This is a genomic window from Aquimarina aggregata (assembly GCF_001632745.1).
Classification (GTDB): Bacteria; Bacteroidota; Bacteroidia; order Flavobacteriales; family Flavobacteriaceae; genus Aquimarina; species Aquimarina aggregata.
This window is the reverse complement of the sequence record NZ_LQRT01000013.1, coordinates 567733-592492: the sequence shown is the minus strand read 5'-3', so window position 1 is coordinate 592492 and position 24760 is coordinate 567733. Positions and strand designations below refer to the sequence as shown.

The 24760-nt window shown below is 31.9% G+C and carries 24 protein-coding genes; 18 read left to right on the top strand and 6 right to left on the bottom strand.

Annotated elements, in window-relative coordinates; all coding sequences use genetic code 11:
* Positions 1-38: 38 nt before the first annotated feature.
* Positions 39-449 carry a DUF4293 domain-containing protein gene (locus AWE51_RS13910; protein ID WP_066314408.1) on the top strand — a complete coding sequence of 137 codons (411 nt, stop codon included), beginning with the start codon at positions 39-41 and terminating at the stop codon, positions 447-449.
* Between the two features lie 57 nt (positions 450-506).
* On the opposite strand, the gene AWE51_RS13905 is transcribed toward AWE51_RS13910, so the two are convergent.
* A complete protein-coding gene (locus AWE51_RS13905) occupies positions 507-1001 on the bottom strand; it encodes a metallophosphoesterase family protein (RefSeq protein ID WP_066314406.1) in 495 nt (164 codons plus the stop codon).
* A gap of 119 nt (positions 1002-1120) precedes the next feature.
* Here AWE51_RS13905 and truA point away from each other — a divergent pair, with 119 nt between their 5' ends.
* Together truA and AWE51_RS13895 are read left to right on the top strand one after the other, a co-directional pair.
* Positions 1121-1867 (top strand): tRNA pseudouridine(38-40) synthase TruA, encoded by a 747-nt coding sequence (truA, locus tag AWE51_RS13900; RefSeq protein WP_066314405.1) that lies wholly within the window; start codon positions 1121-1123, stop codon positions 1865-1867.
* Entirely contained in the window at positions 1868-3637 is a 1770-nt protein-coding gene (locus AWE51_RS13895; protein ID WP_066314403.1) for an ABC transporter ATP-binding protein, read from the top strand.
* Positions 3638-3667: 30 nt separating this feature from the next.
* On the opposite strand, the gene AWE51_RS13890 is transcribed toward AWE51_RS13895, so the two are convergent.
* The 3 genes from AWE51_RS13890 to folP form a co-directional block, all read right to left on the bottom strand.
* The gene (locus tag AWE51_RS13890; RefSeq protein WP_066314402.1) at positions 3668-4453 is read right to left on the bottom strand and encodes a DUF3667 domain-containing protein; all 786 of its coding nucleotides are present in this window, start codon (positions 4451-4453) and stop codon (positions 3668-3670) included.
* Positions 4453-5229: a diadenylate cyclase CdaA gene (gene cdaA, locus AWE51_RS13885; RefSeq protein WP_066314400.1), complete on the bottom strand. Its 777-nt coding sequence runs from the start codon at positions 5227-5229 to the stop codon at positions 4453-4455. Before cdaA ends, AWE51_RS13890 begins: the two co-directional genes overlap by 1 nt.
* A gap of 99 nt (positions 5230-5328) precedes the next feature.
* A complete protein-coding gene (gene folP / locus AWE51_RS13880) occupies positions 5329-6168 on the bottom strand; it encodes a dihydropteroate synthase (RefSeq protein ID WP_066314398.1) in 840 nt (279 codons plus the stop codon).
* 91 nt (positions 6169-6259) lie between these two features.
* Here folP and AWE51_RS13875 point away from each other — a divergent pair, with 91 nt between their 5' ends.
* The 7 genes from AWE51_RS13875 to AWE51_RS13845 all read left to right on the top strand — a co-directional run bounded on the left by AWE51_RS13875 (position 6260) and on the right by AWE51_RS13845 (position 12532).
* Positions 6260-6796 (top strand): DUF1599 domain-containing protein, encoded by a 537-nt coding sequence (locus AWE51_RS13875; protein WP_066314397.1) that lies wholly within the window; start codon positions 6260-6262, stop codon positions 6794-6796.
* A 95-nt stretch (positions 6797-6891) separates the two neighbouring features.
* Positions 6892-7986: a BT_3928 family protein gene (locus AWE51_RS13870; protein WP_066314396.1), complete on the top strand. Its 1095-nt coding sequence runs from the start codon at positions 6892-6894 to the stop codon at positions 7984-7986.
* A 10-nt stretch (positions 7987-7996) separates the two neighbouring features.
* The gene (locus tag AWE51_RS13865) at positions 7997-9070 is read left to right on the top strand and encodes an ABC transporter permease (protein ID WP_066314394.1); all 1074 of its coding nucleotides are present in this window, start codon (positions 7997-7999) and stop codon (positions 9068-9070) included.
* Between the two features lie 62 nt (positions 9071-9132).
* Positions 9133-9885, top strand: coding sequence for a triose-phosphate isomerase (gene tpiA / locus AWE51_RS13860; protein WP_066314392.1), 753 nt, complete (start codon positions 9133-9135; stop codon positions 9883-9885).
* Between the two features lie 106 nt (positions 9886-9991).
* Positions 9992-10831 carry a 50S ribosomal protein L11 methyltransferase gene (gene prmA, locus AWE51_RS13855; RefSeq protein WP_066314390.1) on the top strand — a complete coding sequence of 280 codons (840 nt, stop codon included), beginning with the start codon at positions 9992-9994 and terminating at the stop codon, positions 10829-10831.
* Positions 10832-10889: 58 nt separating this feature from the next.
* Entirely contained in the window at positions 10890-11165 is a 276-nt protein-coding gene (locus AWE51_RS13850; protein WP_066314389.1) for an ATP-dependent Clp protease adaptor ClpS, read from the top strand.
* Between the two features lie 527 nt (positions 11166-11692).
* Complete coding sequence (locus tag AWE51_RS13845; protein ID WP_066314388.1) at positions 11693-12532, top strand: M57 family metalloprotease; 840 nt, start codon at positions 11693-11695, stop codon at positions 12530-12532.
* Positions 12533-12597: 65 nt separating this feature from the next.
* On the opposite strand, the gene AWE51_RS13840 is transcribed toward AWE51_RS13845, so the two are convergent.
* Entirely contained in the window at positions 12598-12963 is a 366-nt protein-coding gene (locus tag AWE51_RS13840) for a hypothetical protein (RefSeq protein ID WP_066314387.1), read from the bottom strand.
* A gap of 244 nt (positions 12964-13207) precedes the next feature.
* Here AWE51_RS13840 and AWE51_RS13835 point away from each other — a divergent pair, with 244 nt between their 5' ends.
* From AWE51_RS13835 to AWE51_RS13810, 6 genes are all read left to right on the top strand, one after another.
* Positions 13208-13882, top strand: coding sequence for a TetR/AcrR family transcriptional regulator (locus AWE51_RS13835; protein WP_066314385.1), 675 nt, complete (start codon positions 13208-13210; stop codon positions 13880-13882).
* A 3-nt stretch (positions 13883-13885) separates the two neighbouring features.
* Complete coding sequence (locus tag AWE51_RS13830; protein ID WP_066314383.1) at positions 13886-15553, top strand: peptidase domain-containing ABC transporter; 1668 nt, start codon at positions 13886-13888, stop codon at positions 15551-15553.
* Positions 15554-15559: 6 nt separating this feature from the next.
* Positions 15560-16909 (top strand): HlyD family secretion protein, encoded by a 1350-nt coding sequence (locus AWE51_RS13825; RefSeq protein WP_066314382.1) that lies wholly within the window; start codon positions 15560-15562, stop codon positions 16907-16909.
* A 1-nt stretch (position 16910) separates the two neighbouring features.
* Complete coding sequence (locus tag AWE51_RS13820; RefSeq protein ID WP_066314669.1) at positions 16911-18314, top strand: TolC family protein; 1404 nt, start codon at positions 16911-16913, stop codon at positions 18312-18314.
* Between the two features lie 126 nt (positions 18315-18440).
* A complete protein-coding gene (locus AWE51_RS13815; RefSeq protein ID WP_066314381.1) occupies positions 18441-19937 on the top strand; it encodes a xylulokinase in 1497 nt (498 codons plus the stop codon).
* Positions 19938-20007: 70 nt separating this feature from the next.
* Positions 20008-21048, top strand: a complete 1041-nt coding sequence (locus tag AWE51_RS13810) for an aldose epimerase family protein (RefSeq protein WP_082832439.1) — start codon at positions 20008-20010, stop codon at positions 21046-21048.
* On the opposite strand, the gene AWE51_RS13805 is transcribed toward AWE51_RS13810, so the two are convergent.
* On the bottom strand, positions 21045-22079 hold the full coding sequence (locus tag AWE51_RS13805) for a LacI family DNA-binding transcriptional regulator (RefSeq protein WP_066314380.1): 1035 nt from the start codon (positions 22077-22079) through the stop codon (positions 21045-21047). The genes AWE51_RS13810 and AWE51_RS13805 overlap by 4 nt on opposite strands.
* Before the next feature lie 340 nt (positions 22080-22419).
* Here AWE51_RS13805 and AWE51_RS13800 point away from each other — a divergent pair, with 340 nt between their 5' ends.
* Positions 22420-23658, top strand: a complete 1239-nt coding sequence (locus AWE51_RS13800; RefSeq protein ID WP_066314379.1) for a PAS domain-containing sensor histidine kinase — start codon at positions 22420-22422, stop codon at positions 23656-23658.
* Positions 23655-24713 (top strand): response regulator, encoded by a 1059-nt coding sequence (locus AWE51_RS13795; protein WP_066314377.1) that lies wholly within the window; start codon positions 23655-23657, stop codon positions 24711-24713. Before AWE51_RS13800 ends, AWE51_RS13795 begins: the two co-directional genes overlap by 4 nt.
* Positions 24714-24760 lie beyond the last annotated feature (47 nt).

Below are 24760 nucleotides of genomic sequence, written 5' to 3'. Positions count from 1 at the left end.
AGAAACTCTTATTTTTGCTTTTCTCTAAGAAAAAATTAATGATCCAAAGAGTTCAAACTATTTATCTGTTATTGGCTGCTGTATTATCAGGAGTTCTTTGTTTATATGTGCCATTTGCCATAGGTTCAGATGGGAATCCTTTGTTTGCTATACAGAAGCCTATGGTAATAGGAATGTTTATAGGATCTGCTATTTTATCTTTGATTTCTATATTTTTATTTAAAAAAAGACAGCTTCAATTTGTGTTGGGGCGTATCAATATCTTATTAAACTTTATTTTACTAGGAGTATTTGTTTATTGGTCGCTAACGGTATCTGGAGAAACTATGGTTTCTGAGAAAGGTATTGGGATGTTGATTCCTATTATTTCTATCGTTTTATTAGTGATAGCCAATAAGGCTATTAAAAAGGATGAGGATCTCGTAAAATCTGTAGACCGATTACGATAAACCTAAAATCTTAGTAGTATTAGTGCGTTAAAACCCGAAGTATGCCAACTTCGGGTTTTATTTTTGCCCTAGTTCTATAACCTCAAGATTTTCAATATTACCTGCATTTAAACTGAATCGTAACATGGTTCTTTTTTTGTGAAATCCATGTTTTCCGGCAGCTCCTGGGTTCATATGTAATACGCCATTGCTTTTGTCGGGAATCACTTTCAAGATATGTGAGTGACCGCAAATAAACAGTTTAGGAGGATTAGTCTTAATTTCATCTCGAGTAGTACTATTGTATTTTGGGGGGTACCCACCAATATGAGTGATCCATACAGAAACGTCTTCGCATGTAAATCGTTGATGTAAAGGAAAAGTAACTCTGGCCTTTTCGTCATCAATATTTCCAAATACGGCTCTTAGAGGCTTTATAGCTTCAATGGCATCGGTTACTTTTAAGTCACCAATATCGCCTGCATGCCAGACTTCGTCAGCCTCTTTGCAGTAGTGTAATATGCGATCATCAATATAACTATGTGTATCGCTTAATAGAAGAATTTTTTTCACAAATATTTTATAAGAATAATTTATACTGTAATAAGAAAACTGAGGATAGAACGTTATACACATCTGTATTATAAAAAGTATATTTGCGATCTATTTGACTGCAAAAATAAGCTATTGATTTGAGATATTTTTTAGAACTTTCTTATAACGGAACTTTATATCATGGTTGGCAACGTCAACCTAATGCGATTTCAGTTCAAGAAGTTTTAGAAGATGCTTTATCCTTAATTTTAAGAGCCAAAATTGTAATTGTAGGCGCCGGAAGAACAGATACTGGGGTGCATGCAAAACAAATTATGGCTCATTTTGATTTTGCAGGAAAATTGGAATATGATGTTTTGAAGTATAAACTTAATTCGGTCTTGCCTTCGGAGATAGCTATCCGGTGTGTGCGAAGTGTGAAAGAAAATGCACATGCAAGATTTGATGCATTAAGTAGATCCTATGAATATTTTGTTACTTTAGAAAAAGATCCTTTTGAAATTAAAAGATCTTACTATATAAAGAAACCATTGGATCTGGATCTAATGAATGAAGCTGCTAAATTACTGTTAAACTATACGAATTTTAAATGCTTCAGTAAGTCCAAAACCGATGTAAAAACGTATAATTGTACCATTACAAATGCGATTTGGGAGAAAGATAAAGATCAACTTGTTTTCAAAATTTCGGCAAATCGTTTCTTAAGAAATATGGTAAGAGCAATTGTCGGAACCCTTATCGAAATAGGAGAACATAAATTGACTAAAGAAGATTTAATAAGGATTATTAAAAGTGAAGATCGCGGACAGGCAGGCTATTCTGTACCCGCACACGGTTTATACTTAACAAAGGTAGATTATCCTAAAACAATATATACAAAATAGATGGCGGGAAAGAGTGGAAAAGCTTTTGATTTTAGTTTGTTTAGACGATTGATTACATATACAAATCCTTATCGTCTGACTTTTTACTTTGTTGCGTTTTCGGCAATTTTACTTGCGGCATTATCTATCGTTAATCCTTACCTTCTTAAACAAGTTATAGATAAGACAATAACACCTAAAAACGGTGATTTATTAGTGTATTATATTACATTAATGTTGGTCTTTTTAGTAGTAGATGTTATTTCGCAATTTCTGTTTATTTATTTTGCGAATTGGCTTGGTCAAGAAGTTATTCGGGATATTAGGGTCAAGCTTTTTAAACATATGCTTGGCTTTAAAAAACAGTATTATGATAAATCAGCTGTTGGGCGTTTGGTTACTAGAGCAGTAAGTGATATCGAAACTATTGCTAGTATTTTTAGTCAGGGATTATTTATGATTATAAGTGATCTTCTTAAAATGCTTGCGATACTTGGGTATATGGCATATCAAAGTTGGGAGCTTACCTTATTGGTTTTTGCTGTTTTACCGCTTATCGTGTATGCAACAAGAGTATTTCAGAAAAAAATGAAAGCTGCTTTCGAGGAAGTAAGAACTCAGGTTTCAAATTTGAACTCTTTTGTGCAGGAGCGTATTACAGGAATGAAAATAGTACAGCTTTTTACAAGAGAAGAAACGGAGTATGCTAATTTTAAAAAGATTAATGAAAAACATAAAAAAGGTTGGATAAAAACAGTTTGGTATAATTCTATATTTTTTCCTATTGCAGAGATGGCTAGCTCTATTGTTATAGGGCTTATAGTTTGGTATGGAGGATTAAAGGCGGCACAAGTAGACGGGATGACATTAGGTCTTGTTATAGAGTTCATACAATTATCTCAAATTTTATTTAGACCGTTACGCCAAATTGCCGACAAGTTTAATACATTACAAATGGGAATGGTTGCTGCAAATAGAGTCTTTGCTGTACTAGATACTCAATCGGTAATTGAAGATAATGGAGAAGAAGAATTAATACATGTTAAAGGAGATATTTCTTTTGATAACGTTCGATTTAGCTATATCCCAGGAGAGGAGGTTTTAAAAGGAATCTCTTTAGAAGTCAAGTCAGGAGATACTGTCGCTATTGTGGGAGCAACAGGGGCAGGAAAATCTACAATTATAAATTTACTAAGTAGGTTTTATGAAATCGACAGCGGTGTTATTGCTATAGATCATACTGATATTAAAACAATAAAACTAAAAAGTTTAAGAGATCATATTGCAGTAGTGTTACAAGATGTATTTTTATTTGCGGATACAATTCTTAACAATATAACACTTAATAACCCTAATATTTCTCAAGATAAAGTAGAGCAGGCTGCTCGAGAAATAGGGATACATGATTTTATAACAAGTCTTCCAGGAGGATATAATTATAATGTGAAAGAAAGAGGAGTAATGTTATCTTCTGGACAAAGACAATTAATATCTTTCTTAAGAGCCTATGTTTCTAATCCTGAAATTTTAGTCCTTGATGAGGCTACATCTTCAATAGATTCGCATAGTGAGCAATTGATCCAAGATGCTACAGATAAGATAACAAAAGATAGAACTTCCATCGTAATTGCGCATAGGTTGGCTACTATTAAAAATGCAGATAAAATTATTGTTATGGATCAGGGAACGATCGTAGAACAAGGAAGTCATAATGAACTTCTTGAGATTACCGATGGATATTATCGAAACCTATATGAAGTGCAATTTGCATCAGCCACTACTACAGAGTAAGTTTTTTTTTCTTTTACTACGGAGGAGGAGTTATTTTGTTGGCATTTCGAATGTGCCATTGATAAGCATTACCAAAAAGCTAATTATTCCTATAAGTATATATAGAAACCCACCTAGAATTAAAAACAATATTGTTTTTATAATAATTTTTTTGAGATTGATCTGATAAAGTCGTTTTAAAACGTATGCGATATATGTTATGTAAACTACAAATTGTACTATGGTAATCGTAATAATACTATCAGATAAAAAAGTTATTGGTAACAAAAGAATAGTCATTAAACCTACAATGTGAGAATAGGAATATAAATAGATTACAAAATGTTCTGTGAGGTTATATTTTTTATAATTAACAAAAACTAATCTTGAGATTAAAGCAAGTATAGGTATTAGTAGTAGACTTATTATTGATTGATATTGAAAACTAGTATCCATAGCTGCTTGTTGTATTTCTAACTGCTCTTTAGAAAGTGTATCAATAGTATTCATTAATTCTTCCAAGCGCTTTTCTGTAAGAAAAGAATATATCCCTGTTATGGTTATAGAAAGTGCAAAATAACTAAAAGGATTTATATATCTTTTTCTAAGTCCGTGTATATATCCATCAATTACTTCATCAGGTTTTGAAAATAAGTGAATAAATGTTTTAAAAAAAGAGTTATCTACATTTAGAAAACGATTTACAAAATCAGAAACTAGATTTTTAAAAGTAATTCGTTTAGTAATTTTTTTTGCACCACAATCTGGGCAAAAATTATAGGTTGTTATTTGTTGTCCGCAATTTTTGCAATCGGTAACGGTTATTAAGTCACTCATTAAGTTAAATCCCTTTTTATTTTTTCTATTATTTCTTCTTGCGTTTTATAGATAACAAATTCTCCGTTTTTTATATAAGAGAGTTTACCTGTTTCTTCACTTACAACAAGAGCTAAAGCATCTGTCTTTTCTGTAATGCCAACGGCTGCTCTATGTCGTAGACCAAATCGCAGAGGCATGCTATCACTATTAGATACAGGTAAAATAACCCGGGTTGCAACAATATGATTATCTTCAATAATCATTGCTCCATCATGCAGTGGGCTATTTTTGTAAAAAACACTTTCAAGAATAGGTGTGTTTACTTGTATGTTCATTTCATCACCAGATGTTTTTACAAAATCTAAAGAAGTATTTCTCTTGATAACGATAAGAGCTCCTGTATTAGTTTTCCCCATGCTATTACATGCTTCTATAATTGCTTTGATATTTGTAAGGCTATCTTCTGGGGTGTCTCTAATAAATTTTAATTGGCGTAAAAATTTACGTCTCCTTCCAAAATTAGTAGATCCGATCATTAAAAGAAACTTTCTGATTTCTTGTTGAAAAACAACAATAAGAGCAAACATACCAACGCCAATAAACTCACCAAGTACACTACTTAACATTTCCATAGCAAGAAACTGAGTCAGTTTCCAAACCAAATAGATAATTACTATACCAATGAATATGTTAATTGCTGCTGTACCTTTTACCAACTTGTATATGTAGTATAGTAGAAAAGCTACTAATACAATATCTAGTACATCAAGTATTCTAAGATTGATTAAATCCAAATGTCAGGTGTTTTTGTAAAAATAGAAAAATTAGTGAAAACCTAGATTTGAAAACTTTAAAAAGCTGTATTGTCTAATAAAGAATTCTTGTTATGCTTGTTAATTATATGAGTTGCTTTCTTTTAATGTGTTTAATAACGAGATGCATTCTACTGCTTCTTTAACATCATGAACTCTTATGATAGAAGCTCCATTTAGTACAGCTACAGTGTTTAAAACTGAGGTGCCATTTAAAGCCATATGTGCTTTAATATTTAAAGTTTTGTAAATCATTGATTTTCGAGAAACTCCTACTAAAATTGGTAATTCTTGAACTTTTAGAAGTTTAAGATTTTGTAAAAGGTTAAAGTTCTGAGTACTGTTTTTTGCGAAACCAAATCCAGGATCAATAATGATATCATTAATTCCATTTTTTCTAGCTTCGAATACTTTTTTTGCAAAATATAAATTCATTTCACCAATCAAATCATCGTATTGGTCTAAATCTTTCATAGTCTGTGGTGACCCTTTCATATGCATCATGATATATGGAACCTTCAATTCACCCACCACAGAAATCATATCAGGATCTAGACTTCCGCCAGAAATATCATTTATAATTGCGGCTCCCAAATTAATGCAACTTTTGGCAATTTCACTTCTGAAGGTGTCAATAGAAAGGAGGATTTCAGGAAAACGGTTAACTAATAATTCAACAATCGGCAAAATCCTGTTTTTTTCTTCTTCGATAGAAACGTGATCAGCACCTGGTCTAGATGAATAGGCTCCAATATCTATAAAGGTAGCCCCTGCAGTAAGCATTTTTTCTGTTTGGTTTAAAATTTGAGTTTCATTTTTATAAAGACCACCATCATAAAATGAATCAGGAGTAATATTAAGAATCCCCATTACTTTGGGGGTTGATAAATCTATTAAAGAACCATTGCAGTTAATTGTCATCTTAGAGATTTTGTATTTTTCAGGAAATTTGAACGTTTAATTGGTTTTATTCCCATATTAAAGCGAAATTTACGCAAAATTGAACAGTTATATGCAAGATACGTCTACACAATATGACACGATAATTACAGTGTGTCGTGATCTATTTATAAAAAAGATGAAGGACTACGGAAGTGCTTGGAGAATACTAAGACTGCCTTCATTGACAGATCAAATATTTATTAAAGCACAAAGAATAAGAAGCTTACAAGAAAATGATGTTCGTAAAGTAGACGAAGATGAAGCTTCCGAATTTATAGGTATTATAAACTATAGTATTATGGCTTTGATACAAATAGAAAAAGGAATTGCGGACCAACCAGATCTATCATCAGAAGAAGCCTCACGATTATACGATAAACATATTGCGATCACTAAAGAGTTAATGATGAATAAGAATCATGATTATGGTGAGGCATGGAGAGACTTAAGAGTAAGTTCTTTAACAGATTTAATTCTTCAAAAACTACTTAGGGTAAAACAAATAGAGGATAACAAAGGAAAAACGCTTGTTAGCGAAGGAATCGATGCAAATTATCAAGATATGATTAACTATGCAGTATTTGCTATGATTCATTTAGAGGCATAAACTTAGAATTTTAAAATACTGTTAAACCAAAGGTAATAAGATTTAAACTGTCACTATCTTGTAGGCACTAAAAGTAAACATCATCATTTAATACTATGAAAATACTAGTCACGTTTTCCAGAATATTTGTAGCGGCTTTGTTTCTGTTTTCTGGATTTATAAAACTAAATGACCCTGTGGGGTTTTCTTATAAACTTCAAGAATATTTTGGAGAAGGAGTTCTTAACTTAGAATTTCTTATACCATTTGCGTTACTGATAGCCATCTTTTTAGTGATTTTTGAAATAATATTAGGTATAACATTGATTTTAGGGTATTTGCCCAAATTTACAGTATGGTCATTATTGTTAATGATTGTATTTTTTACTTTTTTAACCTTTTATTCAGCTTATTTCAATAAAGTTACAGACTGCGGTTGTTTTGGAGATGCGTTACCGTTAACACCTTGGGAGTCTTTCTCTAAAGATATTATTCTTTTGGTATTAATTATTGTTTTATTTGTCGGAAGAAAATACATAACTCCTATTAATCCACTTTCAGCTCATAAATGGATAGTGTTTGGAGTTTTTACAGCTTGTTTGGCTTTTGCTTATCACGTATTGATGCATATGCCTGCATTAGATTTTAGAGCCTATAAAATAGGCACAAATATAGAAGAAGGGATGAAAGTGCCTGCAGATGCTCCTAAGGCTGAATTTGATTATCATTGGAAATTTAAAGTAAATGGTGCTGAGAAAATAGTGACGACAAAAGGAGACTATCCAAAAGTAGATGGAACTTTTATTAGTGTCGATACCGAAACAATTAAAGAGGGATATGAGCCACCAATTCATGATTTTGCTATAGAAAAAGGAGGTGTGGATTATACAACCGAGTTTTTGAGAAAAGAAAACTTAATTGTTATAGTAACCTATAATTTATCCAAAAGCGAAGCAGAAGGATTACATGAAATCAAAGAAGCAACAGATAAAGCTATAGCAAAAGGGTATGAAGTAATAGCACTAACAGCTTCAACACCTAAAGCAATGTCAGAAGTAAAAACAAAATACAATCTTAATTTCGATTTTTATACTACAGATGAGACCGCTCTTAAGACAATTCTTAGGTCTAACCCTGGGATAGTGCAACTTAAAAAAGGTGTAATTGTAGAAAAGCTGCATTGGAATGATGCAGACGATCTTTCTTTATAAAAATTAAAGAATGCTCAATTATCTAATTCATAAAATAGGATATGCATTACTTACTCTGTTAGGAGTGGTAACAGTGATCTTTTTTCTTTTTACAATTTTGCCAGGAGATCCTGCACAAATGATGTTGGGGCAAAACGAAAGCAAAGAACAATTAGATAACGTGAGAAAAAAGTATGGTTTTGATAAATCTTTAATATCACAATATTCTTATTATGTTAATGATCTTTCTCCAGTTTCTTTTCATAGTTTAGATAAAGATGATTTTTCTTACCTGAATACTAAAAAATATACCGCAAGTACATTGTTTATTACTGGTAATACTGCTGTGGTTCTTAAATTTCCGTATTTAAGAGATTCTTTTCAAAAAAGCGGAAAAAAAGTGAGTGATGTGATTAAAGAGACATTGCCAAACACGGCAGTCTTAGCTGTTTCAGCTATTCTTATTGCTATTTTTATTGGAGTGTTATTGGGAATTATTAGTGCTTTAAATAAGGATAGCTGGATGGATAGACTTATTCAGTTATTAAGCACTTTAGGAATGAGTGTTCCTTCGTTTTTTAGTTCCATTATTTTTGCTTGGTTGTTTGGATATGTCTTGCATAAGTTTACTAATCTTAATATGAATGGTAGTCTTTATGAGGTAGATGATTTTGGCGAAGGAAGTTACATTCAATTAAAAAACTTAATTCTTCCGGCAATTGTTCTTGGTATTCGACCACTAGCGGTGGTAACACAATTAATGCGTAATTCGTTATTAGAAGTTCTAAGTCAAGATTATATACGTACTGCAAAAGCAAAAGGACTTTCAATGTTTCAAATTATAAGAAAACATACATTAAAAAACTCTTTAAACCCTGTAGTAACTGCCATATCAGGATGGTTTGCATCAATGCTGGCAGGTGCTGTATTTGTGGAATATATTTTTGGATGGAACGGTTTAGGAAAAGAAATTGTTGATGCATTAAATACTTTAGATCTTCCTGTGATTATGGGTTCTGTATTAGTTATAGCCACTATGTTTATACTTATCAATATATTTGTCGATATTATATATGGATGGCTTGATCCCAGAATAAGGACATAACGCCTAGACATTCATATATACTATATAACCATACTGTTAACCACAACATAAATTTTAAATTAATGAGAAAAAAAATTGTAGCCGGAAATTGGAAAATGAACAAAAATCTGGCAGAAACCGAAACATTGCTTTCAAACTTAAAAACCAAAGTGGGTAATGTGTCAGGAGTAGAAGTTATTGTAACTCCTACGTTTACAAATCTATATAAAGCAGTAGAAGAGTTAAAGTCAGTAGATATCACAGTTGCCGCACAAAACATGCATCAGTCTGAAAATGGAGCATTTACAGGTGAGATTTCTGCCGATATGTTAAAAAGCGTAGGGGTACAAACTGTTATTTTGGGGCATAGTGAGCGTCGAGCATATTTTGGAGAAACAGATGATTTATTGGCGAAGAAAGTCGATGCTGCTTTAAAAAACAATATGACAATTATCTTTTGTTTCGGAGAAGAATTGAAAGATCGTAAAAATGAAACACACTTTTCACTTGTAGAAAGTCAATTAAAAAACGGATTGTTTCACATAACTGAAGACAATTGGAAAAACGTCATTCTAGCTTATGAACCAGTTTGGGCAATAGGTACAGGAGAGACGGCTTCACCAGAACAAGCACAGGAAATGCATGCATTTATTAGAACTACTATTAGTAAAGCATATTCTCAAGAAATTGCCGATGAAGTTTCTATTTTATACGGGGGTAGTGTTAAACCAAATAATGCCGAAGAGATATTTGCAAAGCCCGATGTTGATGGAGGATTAATCGGTGGTGCAGCTTTAGATGCAGATAGTTTCGCGGCAATAGCAAATGCACTATAAGCACATATAAGAATAAATCAATTAGGTAGTAAAAGAGCATCTCAGGTAACAATTGAGATGCTCTTTATAGCTATAAAGAGTATTTTTGAATTAAAACAAATTAACTATGTCAGTCCCAATATATCTTGGATATTATTTTAAAATCAAGCCTCTGCAGCCCGCTTCTGAGATTCTAATAGCAGAATTAGGAAATGCTGGGTTTGAAAGTTTTGTTGAAACAGAAGATGGTGTAAATGCATTTATTCAGAAAGGCGAATGGAACGATAATATACTTAATGATATTCATATTCTTAGTTCTGGTGAATTTGAAATCGAGTATACCTCAGAAGTTATAGAACAGGTTAATTGGAATAAAGAGTGGGAAAAGAATTTTAACCCTATTATAGTTGAAGATGTTTGTAGTGTAAGAGCTCCATTTCATGAAAAACCTAATACGGATTATGATATTATTATAGAACCTAAAATGTCATTTGGTACTGGACATCATGAAACCACACATATGATGATTCAACACCTTTTGAAAACTGATTTGAAAAATAAAAAAGTTTTGGATATGGGCTGCGGAACCGGAGTATTGGCGATTTTAGCAGAAATGAGAGGGGCAAACGAAATTGATGCAATAGATATTGATAATTGGTGTTATCTTAATACTATAGAAAATGTAGAACGTAACCACTGTGATCATATAACGGCCTATGAAGGAGATGTATCCTTATTATCAGGCAAAAGTTATGATATAATCATAGCGAATATTAATCGTAATATATTATTGAACGATATTAAGCATTATTCAAGTGCTTTAAGATCAGACGGGAAATTGTTTCTAAGCGGGTTTTATAAGGAAGATCTAGATATGATTTCTGAAGAATGTGTAAAACATAAGTTAAATTTTACTAAGCATATCAATAGAAATAATTGGATAGCAGCGTCTTATACGTTAAAATAATATGCGAATTGATAAAGTAGTTGACTAAGTTATTATATTTGTACAAAATAATTCTCTCATGAGTACTCAGGAAAAAGTAGAAGAACAAGTTTTAGAAAAGACGGTTGATCACGATAATAGCGAAATTGTGTTATACAATGATGATGTTAATACTTTTGATCATGTAATAGAAACCCTAATTTGTACCTGTGAACATAGTCCAGTACAGGCTGAACAGTGCGCTTTATTAGTTCACTATAAAGGAAAATGTACGGTAAAAACAGGAGCGTATAACGAGTTAGTTCCTAGATGTTCTAAATTACTACAAGCAGGTCTTAGTGCAGAAATAGTATAACAACATTAAAATAATCAAATAAAAAAAGCTCATTTTAATGGGCTTTTTTTATTTGATTATTAGTAGGTTATGATTTTTTTTAGAAGATTCGTATATTCTAAAAATCATTCAGTTTTTAACAATTCGATTAAATTAAGTTTTTTTTAACACTTACAATTTAAAATTTATAATTTGTAGGAAAAAGATTTCTTTTTATATTTTTTTTAGCTTTTTTCATGGAGTATGATTATTATCATTTTTCTACTGTTTTAACAGTTTTTTAATAGATTAATGGCCAGTGCTTAACTTGCATTTAATCGATTTTTTGGTTTTCCGGGAATTAATGTTTCCTAGTTTTTTTTAAAGTAATCTTACGGTTTTACCATATTTCCAGAGAATAGTTCAAAAAATTAACTCAGAATTAAAAAAAAATATCATATATTCAGCTCGCAAAATATAAAAAAGTTCAAAGTTTTTTAAAAAATTGCATAATAGAAGGGAGCTAACTACTCTTTTTTATATAACTACACAAACTCAACTTATTAGAAATGAAGAAAATCAAAGTATTAGCGCTATGCGCTATCGTGGCTGGAGTCGTAACTTCTTGCCAAAAAGACGAAGTTTCAAACGAAACTGCACCGGTTGTAAATCAACAATTATCTAAAGCACAAATCAACGCATTATTAGCTGGGGGAATTAACCCTAACAATGCTTTCATTACAAGCCAAACTACATTAGATGGTGTTACTAAAGAAGGTATCATGGCTGATGATGTATTTGTGGCTATGAGTCAATTAAATGAGATTGCTTTGTCAACAAATAAAGACGGTACTAAGCAATTTAGAACAAACAATCTTGTTACAGGTGCAAACAGAACTATCGATATCTTAGGATATACTGGTTCAGGTAATGCATTAACAGGTACAATGCAGACAGGATTGCGTTGGGCTGTTGATAATTATAATAGATTAGGTCTAAGACTTAATTTCAGACTAACTTTTGGAACTAATTTCCAAGCTGCTGATATGGTTGTTTATAATAATAACCGAGGAGGTGGTGGTGGATCTGCTGGATTCCCTAGCGGTGGTAGAGCAAACAAATTTATCCAGATCAATGCTGGTACTAGTTCTTTTGGTAACAACGTAAATGAGCACGTTATAGGTCATGAGATAGGACACTCTATAGGGTTCCGTCACCAAGACTGGAGATCTCGTCAAAGTTGTGGTCAAAACTCTAACGAAGGTACTGCTGGAGTTGGAGCAATTTTAATTAATGGTACTCCAAGTTCTGATAGAGCTGATTCTATTATGTTAGCTTGTTTTGGAAGTAACGAAGATGGAGAATTTACAAATACTGATATAACAGCATTGAGAGCACTATATCAGTAATATATAAAATTATAAAAACTTTGAACTTTTATAGACCATCCCAAGTATACTTGGGATGGTTTTTTTTATCGAGCTAATTTAAGTTCGTTTTGGACTAAGGCATTTTCTAGATGTGCCTGTATTTGAGTTATACTATTAAAAAATTTCTTACCATCTTTCCGTTTTAAAGAGATTTTAGTACTGCCCTCCTGGTCTTTAGTAACTGATGTTGTAACTACATAAGTTCCTCTAATCCTTTTATAATTTGGAATTCCTCCTTTTTTGATGATAAAGTTGTTTTTAGGAAAAAAAACAGATTGATAATTAGAACTAGATGGAGCGCCAATAATGAATATATCTCCTACTTTAACAGAGTTTTGTGAGGTCGTATTGTCTTGTTGCCCATAAACAGTACATGTTATGAATAAAGCAATTATTATAATGTTTTTCATTGTTTTACAGGGTGTTATGGATTAATTTATAAATACAAAATTATAGATAGTACAACGAATTTGTAAAAGAAATTGGTTAAATAAAAGTTAATCTATTGAAACGTAATAGTAATACTTTTAATTTTGCGTGAGATAATTTTAAGTTAGTTTAGTAATTAGCGCTTTTAAAATTGTAATTAATATATGCATGCGAGTAATTAAGGGATGTATATAAGATAATGATAAATAGTAATAAAGACAAACGATGAAATATTTACTTCAAGATTTAAAGGTTAGAATTAATGATAAGATTTATATCAAGGATCCAGAATCATCATTGTTAGGTAAGAGAATAATAGAGCATAGTATCCTAATGATTCAGGAAATAGGTTTTGAAGGTTTTACTTTTAAAAAGCTAGGAGAAAAAATAGGGTCTAACGAAAGTTCTATTTACAGATATTTCGAAAACAAACACAAGCTACTTTTATATTTAACATGTTGGTATTGGGGATGGTTAGAATATCAATTGGTTTTTTCAACCAATAGTATTTCTAATCCCGAAGAAAAATTGAAAAAAGCTATAGATATTGTTACCAGATCCGTTAAAGAAGATTCCTCCTTCTCGCATATTAATGAAGTTTTACTAAATAAAATTGTTATTAATGAATACTCAAAGTCGTACCTAACAAAAGAAGTTGATGAGGAAAATAAAGAGGGGTATTTTTCTATATACAAGCGCTTAGCTAACCGAATTAAGGATATAATCATAGAATATGATAGTGAATACCGTTATCCTGCTAGTCTGTCAAGTACTATAATTGAAGGAGCCTTGCATCAACACTTTCTTAAGGAGCACTTCCCTTCGTTAACCGATTGCGATCAACAGATTACACCTTCAGCTTACTTCATAGATTTAGTGTTTAATTCATTAAAAAAATAAAAAATGCCCAAAAAGAATTTGACCGCTTGGCAGAGGCTAATTGGTCTTCTGCAGCTGGATAGAAAGGATATTTTGCAAACATTCTATTATGCAATTTTTGCAGGTTTAGTTAACCTTTCACTTCCATTAGGGATTCAAGCAATAATAAATTTAGTACAAGGAGCCCAAATTAGTACCTCTTGGGTGGTTTTGGTAATCCTGGTAACCCTGGGAGTTGTGTTTGCAGGAGTTTTACAGCTTATGCAAATTAGAATCATCGAAAATGTACAGCAAAAGATTTTTACAAGAGCTTCTTTTGAGTTTTCTTATCGATTTCCTAAAATTAAGATGAGTGAGTTGCGTGATTATTATCCGCCAGAACTCGCAAATCGTTTTTTCGATACATTAACAACTCAAAAAGGTTTAGCTAAAATATTAGTAGATTTTCCTGCTGCATTATTACAAATTTTATTTGGGTTAATGCTACTGTCTTTTTACCATCCGTTTTTTATCATCTACGGTATATTGTTATTGCTTCTTGTTTACATCGTATTTAAATACACGGCAAAAAGAGGGCTCGAAACAAGTCTGAAAGAATCAAAAAGTAAATATAAAGTAGCACATTGGATACAAGAAATTGCAAGGTCCATAGTAAGTTTTAAATTATCGGGTAAAACAAATCTTGCCTTACAAAAAAATGATGTTTTAGTAACCGAATATTTGTCTGCAAGAGAAAGTCATTTCAAGGTGTTAGTACTACAGTTTATCCAAATGATAGGCTTTAAGGTCTTAGTGACTGCAGGACTCTTACTAATTGGAGGAATATTAGTACTTAATCAAGAAATGAATATAGGGCAGTTTGTCGCTGCCGAAATCATCATTGTATTAGTTATAGGCTCGGTTGAGAAACTAATTACAGGTTTAGAATCATTTTACGATGTCCTAACATCTTTAGAAAAACTTGGACAAGTTGTTGATAAAGATCTTGAACCACAAGAAGGAGAAAAACCTTTTAAAGAAAATCATGGATTTACTGTAGAGTTAGATCATGTTTCTTACGCTACTCCAGAAGGGAGAAAGAAAATTTTAGATGATGTTTCATTGAAAATTTCAGAAAAATGTACAATTTTGGTTCAAGGATCTAATGGTTCCGGAAAATCAACATTACTGCGTCTTATAGCAGGCCTAATAGAACCAAATAGCGGTAGTATTTATATCAATAACGTAGAACTTAGTGGTATCAACCTTAATTATTACCGTTCTCACTTAGGTCAATCCTTAACAGAAGAGTCTCCTTTTGAGGGGACAATTTTAGAAAACATCACTTTTGGTGATAGTCATATTCCTATTGAAGATGTATACTGGGCTATAGAAAAAGTTGGATTAACTCAGTTTGTAAAAGAACAGACAAAAGGATTAAATACAATTCTTCATCCTGAAGGAAAACAAATGTCTTATACGGTCTCTAAAAAAATAGTCTTGGCAAGAAGTATTGTTAGAAAACCTAAACTTTTGATATTAAAAGATCCTTTGGATCAGTTTGAAGAAATTGAGGTAACTCGTATCATGAATTTTCTTACAGAACCCTCTAACCCATGGGCACTTGTTGTAGTAAGTCAGAACAACAAATGGATAGGTAAATGCGGACGAGTAATAAATATTGAAAAAGGAAAAATTGTTAGTGAAAAATAGGTTGCTATGCTAAACATCACACATAATACATTAAATAAAAAAGTAGATTTATCGCAGTATAACGCTGTACAAAAAGTCTCTCATAAAAAGCATTACAAGTATTTTAATCGCTTTTTAAAGGTGTTTGCAATATCAGCGGTAATTGCTTTGTTTTTACCTTGGACTCAGAATATTTCTGGTAATGGTTACCTGACCACTTTAAAACCTGATCAAAGGCCTCAAACGATTCAGTCACCAATACCGGGTAAAATAGAAAAATGGTACGTAAAAGAAGGTGACTTTGTATCAAAAGGAGATACGATCTTGTTTGTATCAGAGATTAAGAATGAGTATTTTGATCCTAATCTAGTGGCACGTACAGGACAACAGATCAAAGCAAAATCTATGTCGGTAACTTCATACGAAGGAAAAGTAAAAGCACTAGAAAATCAGGCAGCAGCCCTTGTTAATGAAAGAAGTCTAAAACTACAACAAGCCAAAAATAAACTTTTACAATCCAAGCTTAAGGTACAGAGTGATAGTATTAATTTTGAGGCTGCGAAGACTAATATTACAATAGCAGAACGCCAATATAATCGTGTTGTTCAACTTGAAAAAGAGGGATTAAAAGCACTTACAGATGTAGAAGAGAAACGGTTAAAGTTGCAAGAAACACAAGCCAAATTGATCTCTCAAGAAAATAAATTGCTTGCCAGTAAAAACGAAATAATTAACGCCCAAGTAGAGATAAACCGCATACGGGCAGAGTATACAGATAAAATATCTAAATCCCAGAGTGATCGTTTTACAGCACAGTCAAATCAATTTGATGCAGAAGCGCAAGTAACGAAACTAGAGAATCAATATACGAATTATGAAATGCGTAATGATTTGTATTATATCAAAGCTCCACAAAGTGGTTATATTAATAAAGCGTTGAGGTCTGGAGTTGGTGAGACATTTAAAGAAGGAGATAAATTAGTAAGTATTATGCCTTCAGTTTACGATCTGGCAGTAGAAACGTACGTAAAACCATTAGATTTACCATTAGTTCATATTGGAGAAAAAATACGAATTCAATTTGATGGTTGGCCGGCAATCATATTTAGTGGTTGGCCTAATGTATCTTATGGAACATACGGAGGTAAGGTAGTGGCTATAGAAACTTTTATAAGTGACAATGGAAAGTATAGAATACTAATAGCTCCAGATCCAGATGATCATGAGTGGCCAAAAATCCAGATTGGTTCCGGAGCAAATACAATGGCCTTGCTTGAAGACGTACCTATTTGGTTTGAACTTTGGCGAAAACTTAATGGTTTCCCTCCTAATTATTATCAGCCTAATGGAAAAAAAGAGAAATCCGAAAAAAAATAACATGAAGAACTACCTGTTTTATGTCTTGTTTTTTATTGTGACTTCTATATGTTCTCAAGAAAACGATAATGTCGCTCTCAAGTTTAAAGAATACTTGGGATATGTAAAAAAATATCACCCTGTAGCTAAACAAGCACAGCTAAACATAGGGATAGGTCAAGCCAAACTTATGAAAGCCCGCGGAGGTTTTGACCCTAAATTAGAGATAGATTATGATCGTAAAAAATTTAAAGGACTAGAATATTACGATCTGTTAAATGCTACATTTAAAGTGCCTACGTGGTACGGTATAGAATTTAAAGGCGGTTTTGAGCAAAATGATGGAGATTTTTTAAACCCGCAGAACTCTGTCCCTCAAGACGGACTATTTAATGCAGGTATTTCTATTCCTATTGGACAAGGTTTAGTGATCAACGATAGAATGGCTACACTTCGTAAGGCTAAATTTTTTAGAGAACAAACAAAAGCAGATAGAGATATTTTAATTAATACTATCCTTTACGATGCATCATTGGCCTATTTTGATTGGTTAAAAGCATATAATGAAAAAGAAATATATGATAGTTTTTTAAAAAATGCTAAAATACGTTTTGAAGGTATTAAAAAAAGTGTGCTTTTAGGGGATAAAGCGGCAATTGATACCGTAGAAGCCAAAATTACATTTCAGAATAGAGCGCTTAGTCTTGAACAAGCAAAAGTGAAGCTAACAAAACAATCTTTAATCTTATCAAACTTTTTATGGTTTGAGAATAACATTCCGGTAGAGTTACAACCAAATGTCATTCCTGATCCCAACGTAGAAACAGATATTGATGTGACTTTAGAAATAGAAGGAAGTCCGTTAAGTGATTTTACATTAGAAAATCACCCTAAATTGAAATCATTAAATTATAAAATCGAAGGATTAGAAATCGATAGAAAATTAAAAGCCAATAAATTATTGCCTAAAATAGACCTAGAATATAATTTTTTAACCGAGACTCCAGAAGTGTCAAGATCTTTTACTACTGCAGAGTACAAGGGTGGTGTTTCATTTAGGTTTCCTCTTTTTCTACGAAAAGAACGGGGAGATTTAAAATTGGCCAAATACAAAGTGCAAGATGCCGAATTTGAATTAGAGACTACTCAACTACAAATCAAAAATAAAGTAATAGGTATTTATGCAGAGTTAGAGTCTTTTACAACACAAAATCAACTTATAGCAACGATTGTTACAGATTATAATACATTACTTGCTGCAGAAGAACGTAAATTTAGTTTTGGAGAAAGTTCTTTGTTTTTAATCAATTCTCGAGAGCGTAGTCTTATTAATGCTAAATTAAAATCAGTAGAGGTACAAAATAAGTTTTTTAAAGCTAAAGCGAAGTTGTTTAATAGTTTAGCCGTTAATCCGCAAAGTCTATAGCACAACCTATTTAATTTTGAAAACTAATTACGAAAACTTATTGCTTATGTTTTCGATAATTTTTAGGATAGATGTTTTGTTTTTGTTTAGTAAATTCAATTTTTGTCATAACTAAAAAAATGCAAGATGTATTATATAGGATTTGATATAGGTAGTTCTTCTGTAAAGGCAGCTCTAGTAAATGCAACAACAGGAAAATCCATAGCATCCGTAAATGAGCCTGAAGAGGAAATGGAAATTGTCTCAGTTCATGAAGAATGGGCAGAGCAAAATCCAGAGCTTTGGTGGAAACACGTTTGCACCGCTTCAAAACGAATACTTAAAGAATGCAAAGTAAATTCAGAAGAAATCATTGGCATTGGTATTTCGTATCAGATGCATGGTTTGGTATTAATAGATGATAAAGGTTCCCTGATTAGAGATGCGATCATCTGGTGTGATAGTAGAGCTGTTGCTATTGGTAATAATGCTTTTGAAACGATAGGAGAAGAAAAATGCATGAGTACACTACTTAATTCACCAGCCAATTTTACGGCGTCTAAACTAAAATGGGTTAGAGATAATGAGCCAGAAGAATATAAAAAAATTCATAAATTCTTACTCCCTGGAGATTACATAGCGTATAAGTTTACTGGTATTGCCAATACAACAAAATCCGGTTTGTCTGAAGGTACACTTTGGGATTTTAAAGAAGATAAGCCCGCGCAATGGTTATTAGAACACTATGATATAACTCCAGATCTAATTCCTGAAATAGTATCTACATTTTCAGATCAAGGAAAATTATCTCCAGAAGGAGCAGAGGCTAGTGGTCTAGTAAGTGGCATTCCAGTTTTATATAGAGCAGGTGATCAGCCTAATAATGCATTATCCCTTAACGTGTTCAATCAAGGAGAAGTAGCTGCAACAGGAGGAACTTCAGGGGTGCTTTATGCAGTAACAGATACGTTATATGCCAAAGAAGGATTAAAATTAAATAATTTTGCGCATGTAAATCATGATACAGAACAGGTTCGAATAGGAAAACTATTATGCATTAATGGTGCTGGGATTCAATATAGATGGTTAAAGAAGAATCTTAAATTAGAAACAGATTCTTATCAAATGATGAATACTTATGCTGCCGAAATTCCTGTTGGATCTGATAATTTGCAACTCATTCCTTTTGGTAATGGAGCCGAACGTATGTTTGATAATAAGACTATTGGGACCCATATTAGTAACCTTAATTTAAACATACATACACGATCACATATTTTAAGAGCAGCTCTTGAGGGAATAGCTTTTTCTTTTGTATATGGTATGGAGATTTTAAAAAAGGACGGAACACCAATCAAAATTATACGAGCTGGAAATGACAATTTATTTCGCTCAGATATATTTTCAAATACCGTAGCTACGCTCATAGATCAGGAGATAGAAATTTATAATACTACAGGAGCAATAGGCGCGGCTAGAGCAGCTGGATTGACTAATGGTAGTTTTAAAGATTTTGGAACAATAGTTACGCAAAATGATTATGTCAAGACATATTCACCTCTTAAAAATCAAGAAGAATATAAAGTAGCTTACGAGAATTGGAAAAAAGAATTAAAAAGAATTATAAAAAATGATATAGAGTAGTTACTTTTATCATAGATAAAGACTATATCAAACTAAGTCAAAGAAAGAACTGATATTAAGAAACTTAAATTTGAGGACAAAAAATATAAAGATAAAACAGAAATCATTTGGTTTTCATCAACAAAAAGAAGTTTTTGTTTTATCATTAGAAAATGACCACGGAATGCGCCTTCGCGTAACTAATTTTGGAGCAAGTATTATGAGTTTAGATGTTCCTGATATATCTGGGGGATATACGAATGTTGTTGCTGGGTTTGACTCAATAACAGATTATATACAAAAATCTAAAAATAAAGAGTCAAAATTTCTTGGAGCTTCTATAGGAAGATATGCAGGTAGGATTTCCAACAAAAAAATAGAAATAAATAATATAGATTATCCACTTTATCATGAAGAAGGAGTGCATTTACATGGTGGAGAACATGGTTTTGATGAAAGTGTTTGGGAAATAGCTTATATAGATGACGATCAATCTGCAATAACACTCTCTTACCAAAGTGAAGATATGGAAGAAGGGTACCCTGGTAATCTTAATGTAAAGGTAATTTATCAATTAACAAATGATAATGAATTAAAGATTACCTACCACGCAGTTTCCGATCAGGATACTATAGTAAACTTAACTAACCATGCGTATTACAATCTTAATGGTGAGGATTCGATAAAGGATCATACTCTTCAATTAAATTGTTCGAAGTTTGTAGATGTAGACGAAAAACAATTGCCAACAGGGATTTTAAAACCAGTAATAGGTACAAAATATGATTTTTTAGTATCAAAAGGACTTCATAAGCTAGAACCTGGTAATATTATTGATAATGCTTTTGTTTTTGATCCTGAACAAGAAGCTAAAGCTACTTTAATGTCTGAGAGAACAGGGATTAGAATGGATATTTTAACCAATCAACCAGCTGTAGTTATTTATACGGTAGAAGAATTCCCAGATTGGGATTTTAGAAAAGGAATAGCCTATACAGCGTTTCCTGCTATATGTTTTGAAACGCAAAACTTTCCGGATGCACCAAATTATGATCATTTTCCTTCGGCTTTTTTAAAAGCTGGCGAATTTTACGAAAATAGTAGTACTTTTCGTTTTAGTAAGATGATTTAGTAGCTTAGAGGTTTAGTAGTTTCTCGTTCTATAAGGTTGGTTTTGATAACTTTGGTAACGTGAGATGTTTGGGTGTTTTCATTTTCCAATTTTTCAATCAACATCTGTGTAGCGGTTTCACCTAAATAAATACCATGTTGGCTAATGGTTGTTATCGCGGGTGTAACATATCTTGGCAAAACACCATTTGTAAAACCGATTAAAGAAATATCCTCAGGTACCTTGTATGCTTTTGAGTGTAACATTCTTAGTGTATTTACAGCAGAATCTTCTTCTAAACACAATATTGCATCAACAACTTTAGAGTCTAGTAGAATTTTTAATAAAGTATCTATATCATTAAATTCATCTACTTTTAAAATCATTGACTCATCTAACGGGATACCAGCTTCACGTAAAGCTTTCTTATATCCTTCTAACCTCAGTTTACCTACACTAAGATTATGAATTGTAGATACAATGGCAATATTTTTGCATCCTGTTTCTATAAAATGATTAGTGGCGTTATATGCGCCCTCTTTATCATTAACAATGACTTTATCACAAGAAATCTCATCAGCTACACGATCAAACATTACAATTGGAATTCCTTCATTAATTGCATTTTGAAAATGACTAAAATTTTGTTTTATCTGTGTTTCTTCGGCAATTGATAGTATGAAACCATCTAATGCAGAGTTTTTAAGAAGCTCCATTGCATTAACTTCTTTTTCATAAGATTCATTAGATATACAAGTGATAAGGTTATATCCATTGGCAGTAGCGGTTTTTTCTATACCAACAAATACTTTAGTAAAAAAATGATTCAAAATGTTTGGAATGATTACGCCAATTGTTTTAGTTTTTTTTTGATTTAAATTAAGAGCAACACTATTTGATCTGTACTTATGTTCTTTGGCATATTCCTGAATTTTAGTTTTAGTTTTTGTGCTTATTTCATAACTGTCGTTTAAAGCTTTTGAAACAGTCGCAATAGAAACACTAAATTCATTTGCAATATCTTTTAGCGTTATTCTTTTCTTTTTTTTCATGAGATAAATATAGTAACCTTTTGCTTTAGCACCGAATTTAAGGCCTATTCTTCAAAAATGAGTCTAGGTTCTTAAGTTTTTTAATTCGTATAATTTCCAGAAACGAATCGCCATAATTGTTTCTAATCTAAAAATTATAAAACTATATAGATTTTTAGCATTTTTGGATTTAGAAATTTAATCGTTTCGCTATTATTAGTAAAGATTTTTTGCTAATCTTAATATTCTCTTTTAGTTAGTATTTTTGGAAACTACTTTATGATAATTTTAGCAGGGACTATACTCTTTTTTATGAGATATATCAGTTATTGTAACTTTATAAAATCACTATTTTTGAAGAATGAAGGTTTTTGAAAAAAACAATAATATTTTTAGGTTGCTTTCTGAGGCTATTTCAGAAGCTATAGTTGTTGTTAATAACGAACAAATTATTGTTGCTAATAATGGATCTGCAAATGAGATTTTTGGATATGAAGAGGATGAATTAGTAGGGAAACCATTAAATATTTTAATTCCTAAAGAGTATCATCATAGTCACGATGGGCATTTTGATAGGTTTACAAAACATAAATCTAAAAGGCACATGGGCACCGGGCAAGATCTTTTTGGAATACGAAAAGATGGTACTATTTTTCCTGTAGAAGCAGGACTTAATCCATTTACAATTTATGGCAGTAATTATGTAATGGCTTTGATTACGGATATTACCATTAGAAAACAACAACAACAACAGATAACAGAATTAAATTCTCAGTTAGAACGTAAAATCGAGTTGCGTACAGAAGAACTTCATAGTACAATAAAAGAATTAAAAGAAGAAGTTAAACTTCGTAAAGAAGCAGAAGCAAAAACTAAAGAGTCCTTAAAAAAAGAACAAGATCTTAATGAGTTAAAAACTAAGTTTTTATCGTTAGTGTCTCATGAATTTAAAACACCATTAAGCGGTATCCTTACCTCTGCCACCTTAATAGGTAAATATACCCAAGAAGACCAACAGTCTAAAAGAGAAAAACATTTGGGTACCATAAAAAACAAAGTAAAATATCTAGATACTATTCTAAATGATTTTTTATCTATCGAACGACTAGAAACAGGAAAAGTATCCTATAAGTTTAGCTCGTTTCCATTAAGTAAAGTGATTAACGAGGTAATTTATAACGCTAATATGCTTCTTAAAGATGGACAACGTATTAATTATCCTCAAGATGTAGATGATTACACTATAGATTTTGATGAAAAAATACTGGAACTAATTTTGTCTAACCTGATTCATAATGCTGTAAAATATTCAGGCGAGCATAGTGTTATTGATTTACAAGTAAAATTAGAAGAAAAAACACTAGTATTTAAAATTATTGATCAAGGAATCGGAATTCCAGAAAAAGAACAACAATTTATTTTTAAACGATACTTTAGAGCAGAAAATGCGTTGTTAGATCAAGGTACAGGAATAGGGTTAAACATTGTAAAAAGTCACATAGAAAATTTAGGAGGTAGTATAACTTTTACTAGCCAAGAAAATAAGGGATCTACTTTCATTTTAAAAATACCAGTTACTAATAATGACCAATCAGTATGAAAACTATATTACTAATAGAAGACGATACAGCATTAAGAGAAAATACCGCAGAACTGTTAGAGTTGTCTAATTATAATGTAATTACCTCTCCAAATGGAAAAACAGGTATTATTAAAGCTAAAGATGAGAAGCCTGATATTATCGTTTGCGATATTATGATGCCAGAGGTCGATGGCTATGGTGTTTTAGAAAGCTTGTCTGGTGATGCTTCGACAAGCCATATTCCGTTCATTTTTTTGTCGGCCAAGACTGAGCACAAAGAAATAAGAAAAGGTATGGATTTAGGAGCAGATGATTATTTAACCAAACCTTTTGACGAAGAAGAATTGCTTAGTGCTATAGAAAGTCGTTTAGCAAAAGCACAGTTGCTTGCTAATGTATTAGAAGAAAATGCAGTGACCGAACAAGGTACAAAAGAAGATAAAGGTTTAAGAAGTCTGCATGAGCTTAAAAATTTTTTTGATGACAACGGCGAAATTTCAGAATTTAAAAAGGGAGAAACAATCTACAAAGAAGGAGAGCACTCAAATAAAATTTATTTGATTTTAAAAGGAGTTATCAAAACTCATAAAATGGATGAAGGAGGCAAAGAACTTATTACCGCTTTGTATAAGGCAGACGATTTTTTAGGATTTACCTCTTTTATGGATACGATACCTTATCAAGAATCTGCAACAGCAGTAGAAGAAGCCGAATTGGCTGGTGTTTCAAAAAATGATTTAAAAGATATACTAGAAAGAAGTAAAAATATCTCTCTAGAGTTAATGGAATTATTAACAGATAATCTTTCAGAAATCAAAGAACAATTATTGCAAATGGCCTATAGCTCTGTGCGTAAAAAAACAGCCCAAACCATTTTGCAATTTGCACAAGTACTTAATAAGAAACCAGAAGACAGTATTAAAATATCAAGAAATGATTTGGCAAGCGTTGCAGGGATTGCTACCGAGAGTTTGATACGCACATTATCGGGTTTTAAAAAAGATAAACTTATTGATATAGAAGGTCGTAATATTAGAATTATTGATCTAAAAGGACTTCAGCTTATTGAATAATTAATACTGTTAATACAGAGTCGGTATTAAAAAAATTAATATTTTTG

Coding starts and splice junctions, on each gene's coding strand:
- tpiA (WP_066314392.1), top strand. CDS start 9,133: ATGAGAAAAAAAATTGTAGCCGGAAATTGGAAAATGAACAAAAATCTG.
- AWE51_RS13850 (WP_066314389.1), top strand. CDS start 10,890: ATGAGTACTCAGGAAAAAGTAGAAGAACAAGTTTTAGAAAAGACGGTT.
- AWE51_RS13800 (WP_066314379.1), top strand. CDS start 22,420: ATGAAGGTTTTTGAAAAAAACAATAATATTTTTAGGTTGCTTTCTGAG.
- prmA (WP_066314390.1), top strand. CDS start 9,992: ATGTCAGTCCCAATATATCTTGGATATTATTTTAAAATCAAGCCTCTG.
- AWE51_RS13815 (WP_066314381.1), top strand. CDS start 18,441: ATGTATTATATAGGATTTGATATAGGTAGTTCTTCTGTAAAGGCAGCT.
- AWE51_RS13840 (WP_066314387.1), bottom strand. CDS start 12,963: ATGAAAAACATTATAATAATTGCTTTATTCATAACATGTACTGTTTAT.
- AWE51_RS13865 (WP_066314394.1), top strand. CDS start 7,997: ATGCTCAATTATCTAATTCATAAAATAGGATATGCATTACTTACTCTG.
- AWE51_RS13825 (WP_066314382.1), top strand. CDS start 15,560: ATGCTAAACATCACACATAATACATTAAATAAAAAAGTAGATTTATCG.
- AWE51_RS13795 (WP_066314377.1), top strand. CDS start 23,655: ATGAAAACTATATTACTAATAGAAGACGATACAGCATTAAGAGAAAAT.
- AWE51_RS13820 (WP_066314669.1), top strand. CDS start 16,911: ATGAAGAACTACCTGTTTTATGTCTTGTTTTTTATTGTGACTTCTATA.
- folP (WP_066314398.1), bottom strand. CDS start 6,168: ATGACAATTAACTGCAATGGTTCTTTAATAGATTTATCAACCCCCAAA.
- AWE51_RS13870 (WP_066314396.1), top strand. CDS start 6,892: ATGAAAATACTAGTCACGTTTTCCAGAATATTTGTAGCGGCTTTGTTT.
- AWE51_RS13845 (WP_066314388.1), top strand. CDS start 11,693: ATGAAGAAAATCAAAGTATTAGCGCTATGCGCTATCGTGGCTGGAGTC.
- AWE51_RS13835 (WP_066314385.1), top strand. CDS start 13,208: ATGAAATATTTACTTCAAGATTTAAAGGTTAGAATTAATGATAAGATT.
- AWE51_RS13895 (WP_066314403.1), top strand. CDS start 1,868: ATGGCGGGAAAGAGTGGAAAAGCTTTTGATTTTAGTTTGTTTAGACGA.
- AWE51_RS13890 (WP_066314402.1), bottom strand. CDS start 4,453: ATGAGTGACTTAATAACCGTTACCGATTGCAAAAATTGCGGACAACAA.
- AWE51_RS13830 (WP_066314383.1), top strand. CDS start 13,886: ATGCCCAAAAAGAATTTGACCGCTTGGCAGAGGCTAATTGGTCTTCTG.
- AWE51_RS13910 (WP_066314408.1), top strand. CDS start 39: ATGATCCAAAGAGTTCAAACTATTTATCTGTTATTGGCTGCTGTATTA.
- AWE51_RS13875 (WP_066314397.1), top strand. CDS start 6,260: ATGCAAGATACGTCTACACAATATGACACGATAATTACAGTGTGTCGT.
- AWE51_RS13805 (WP_066314380.1), bottom strand. CDS start 22,079: ATGAAAAAAAAGAAAAGAATAACGCTAAAAGATATTGCAAATGAATTT.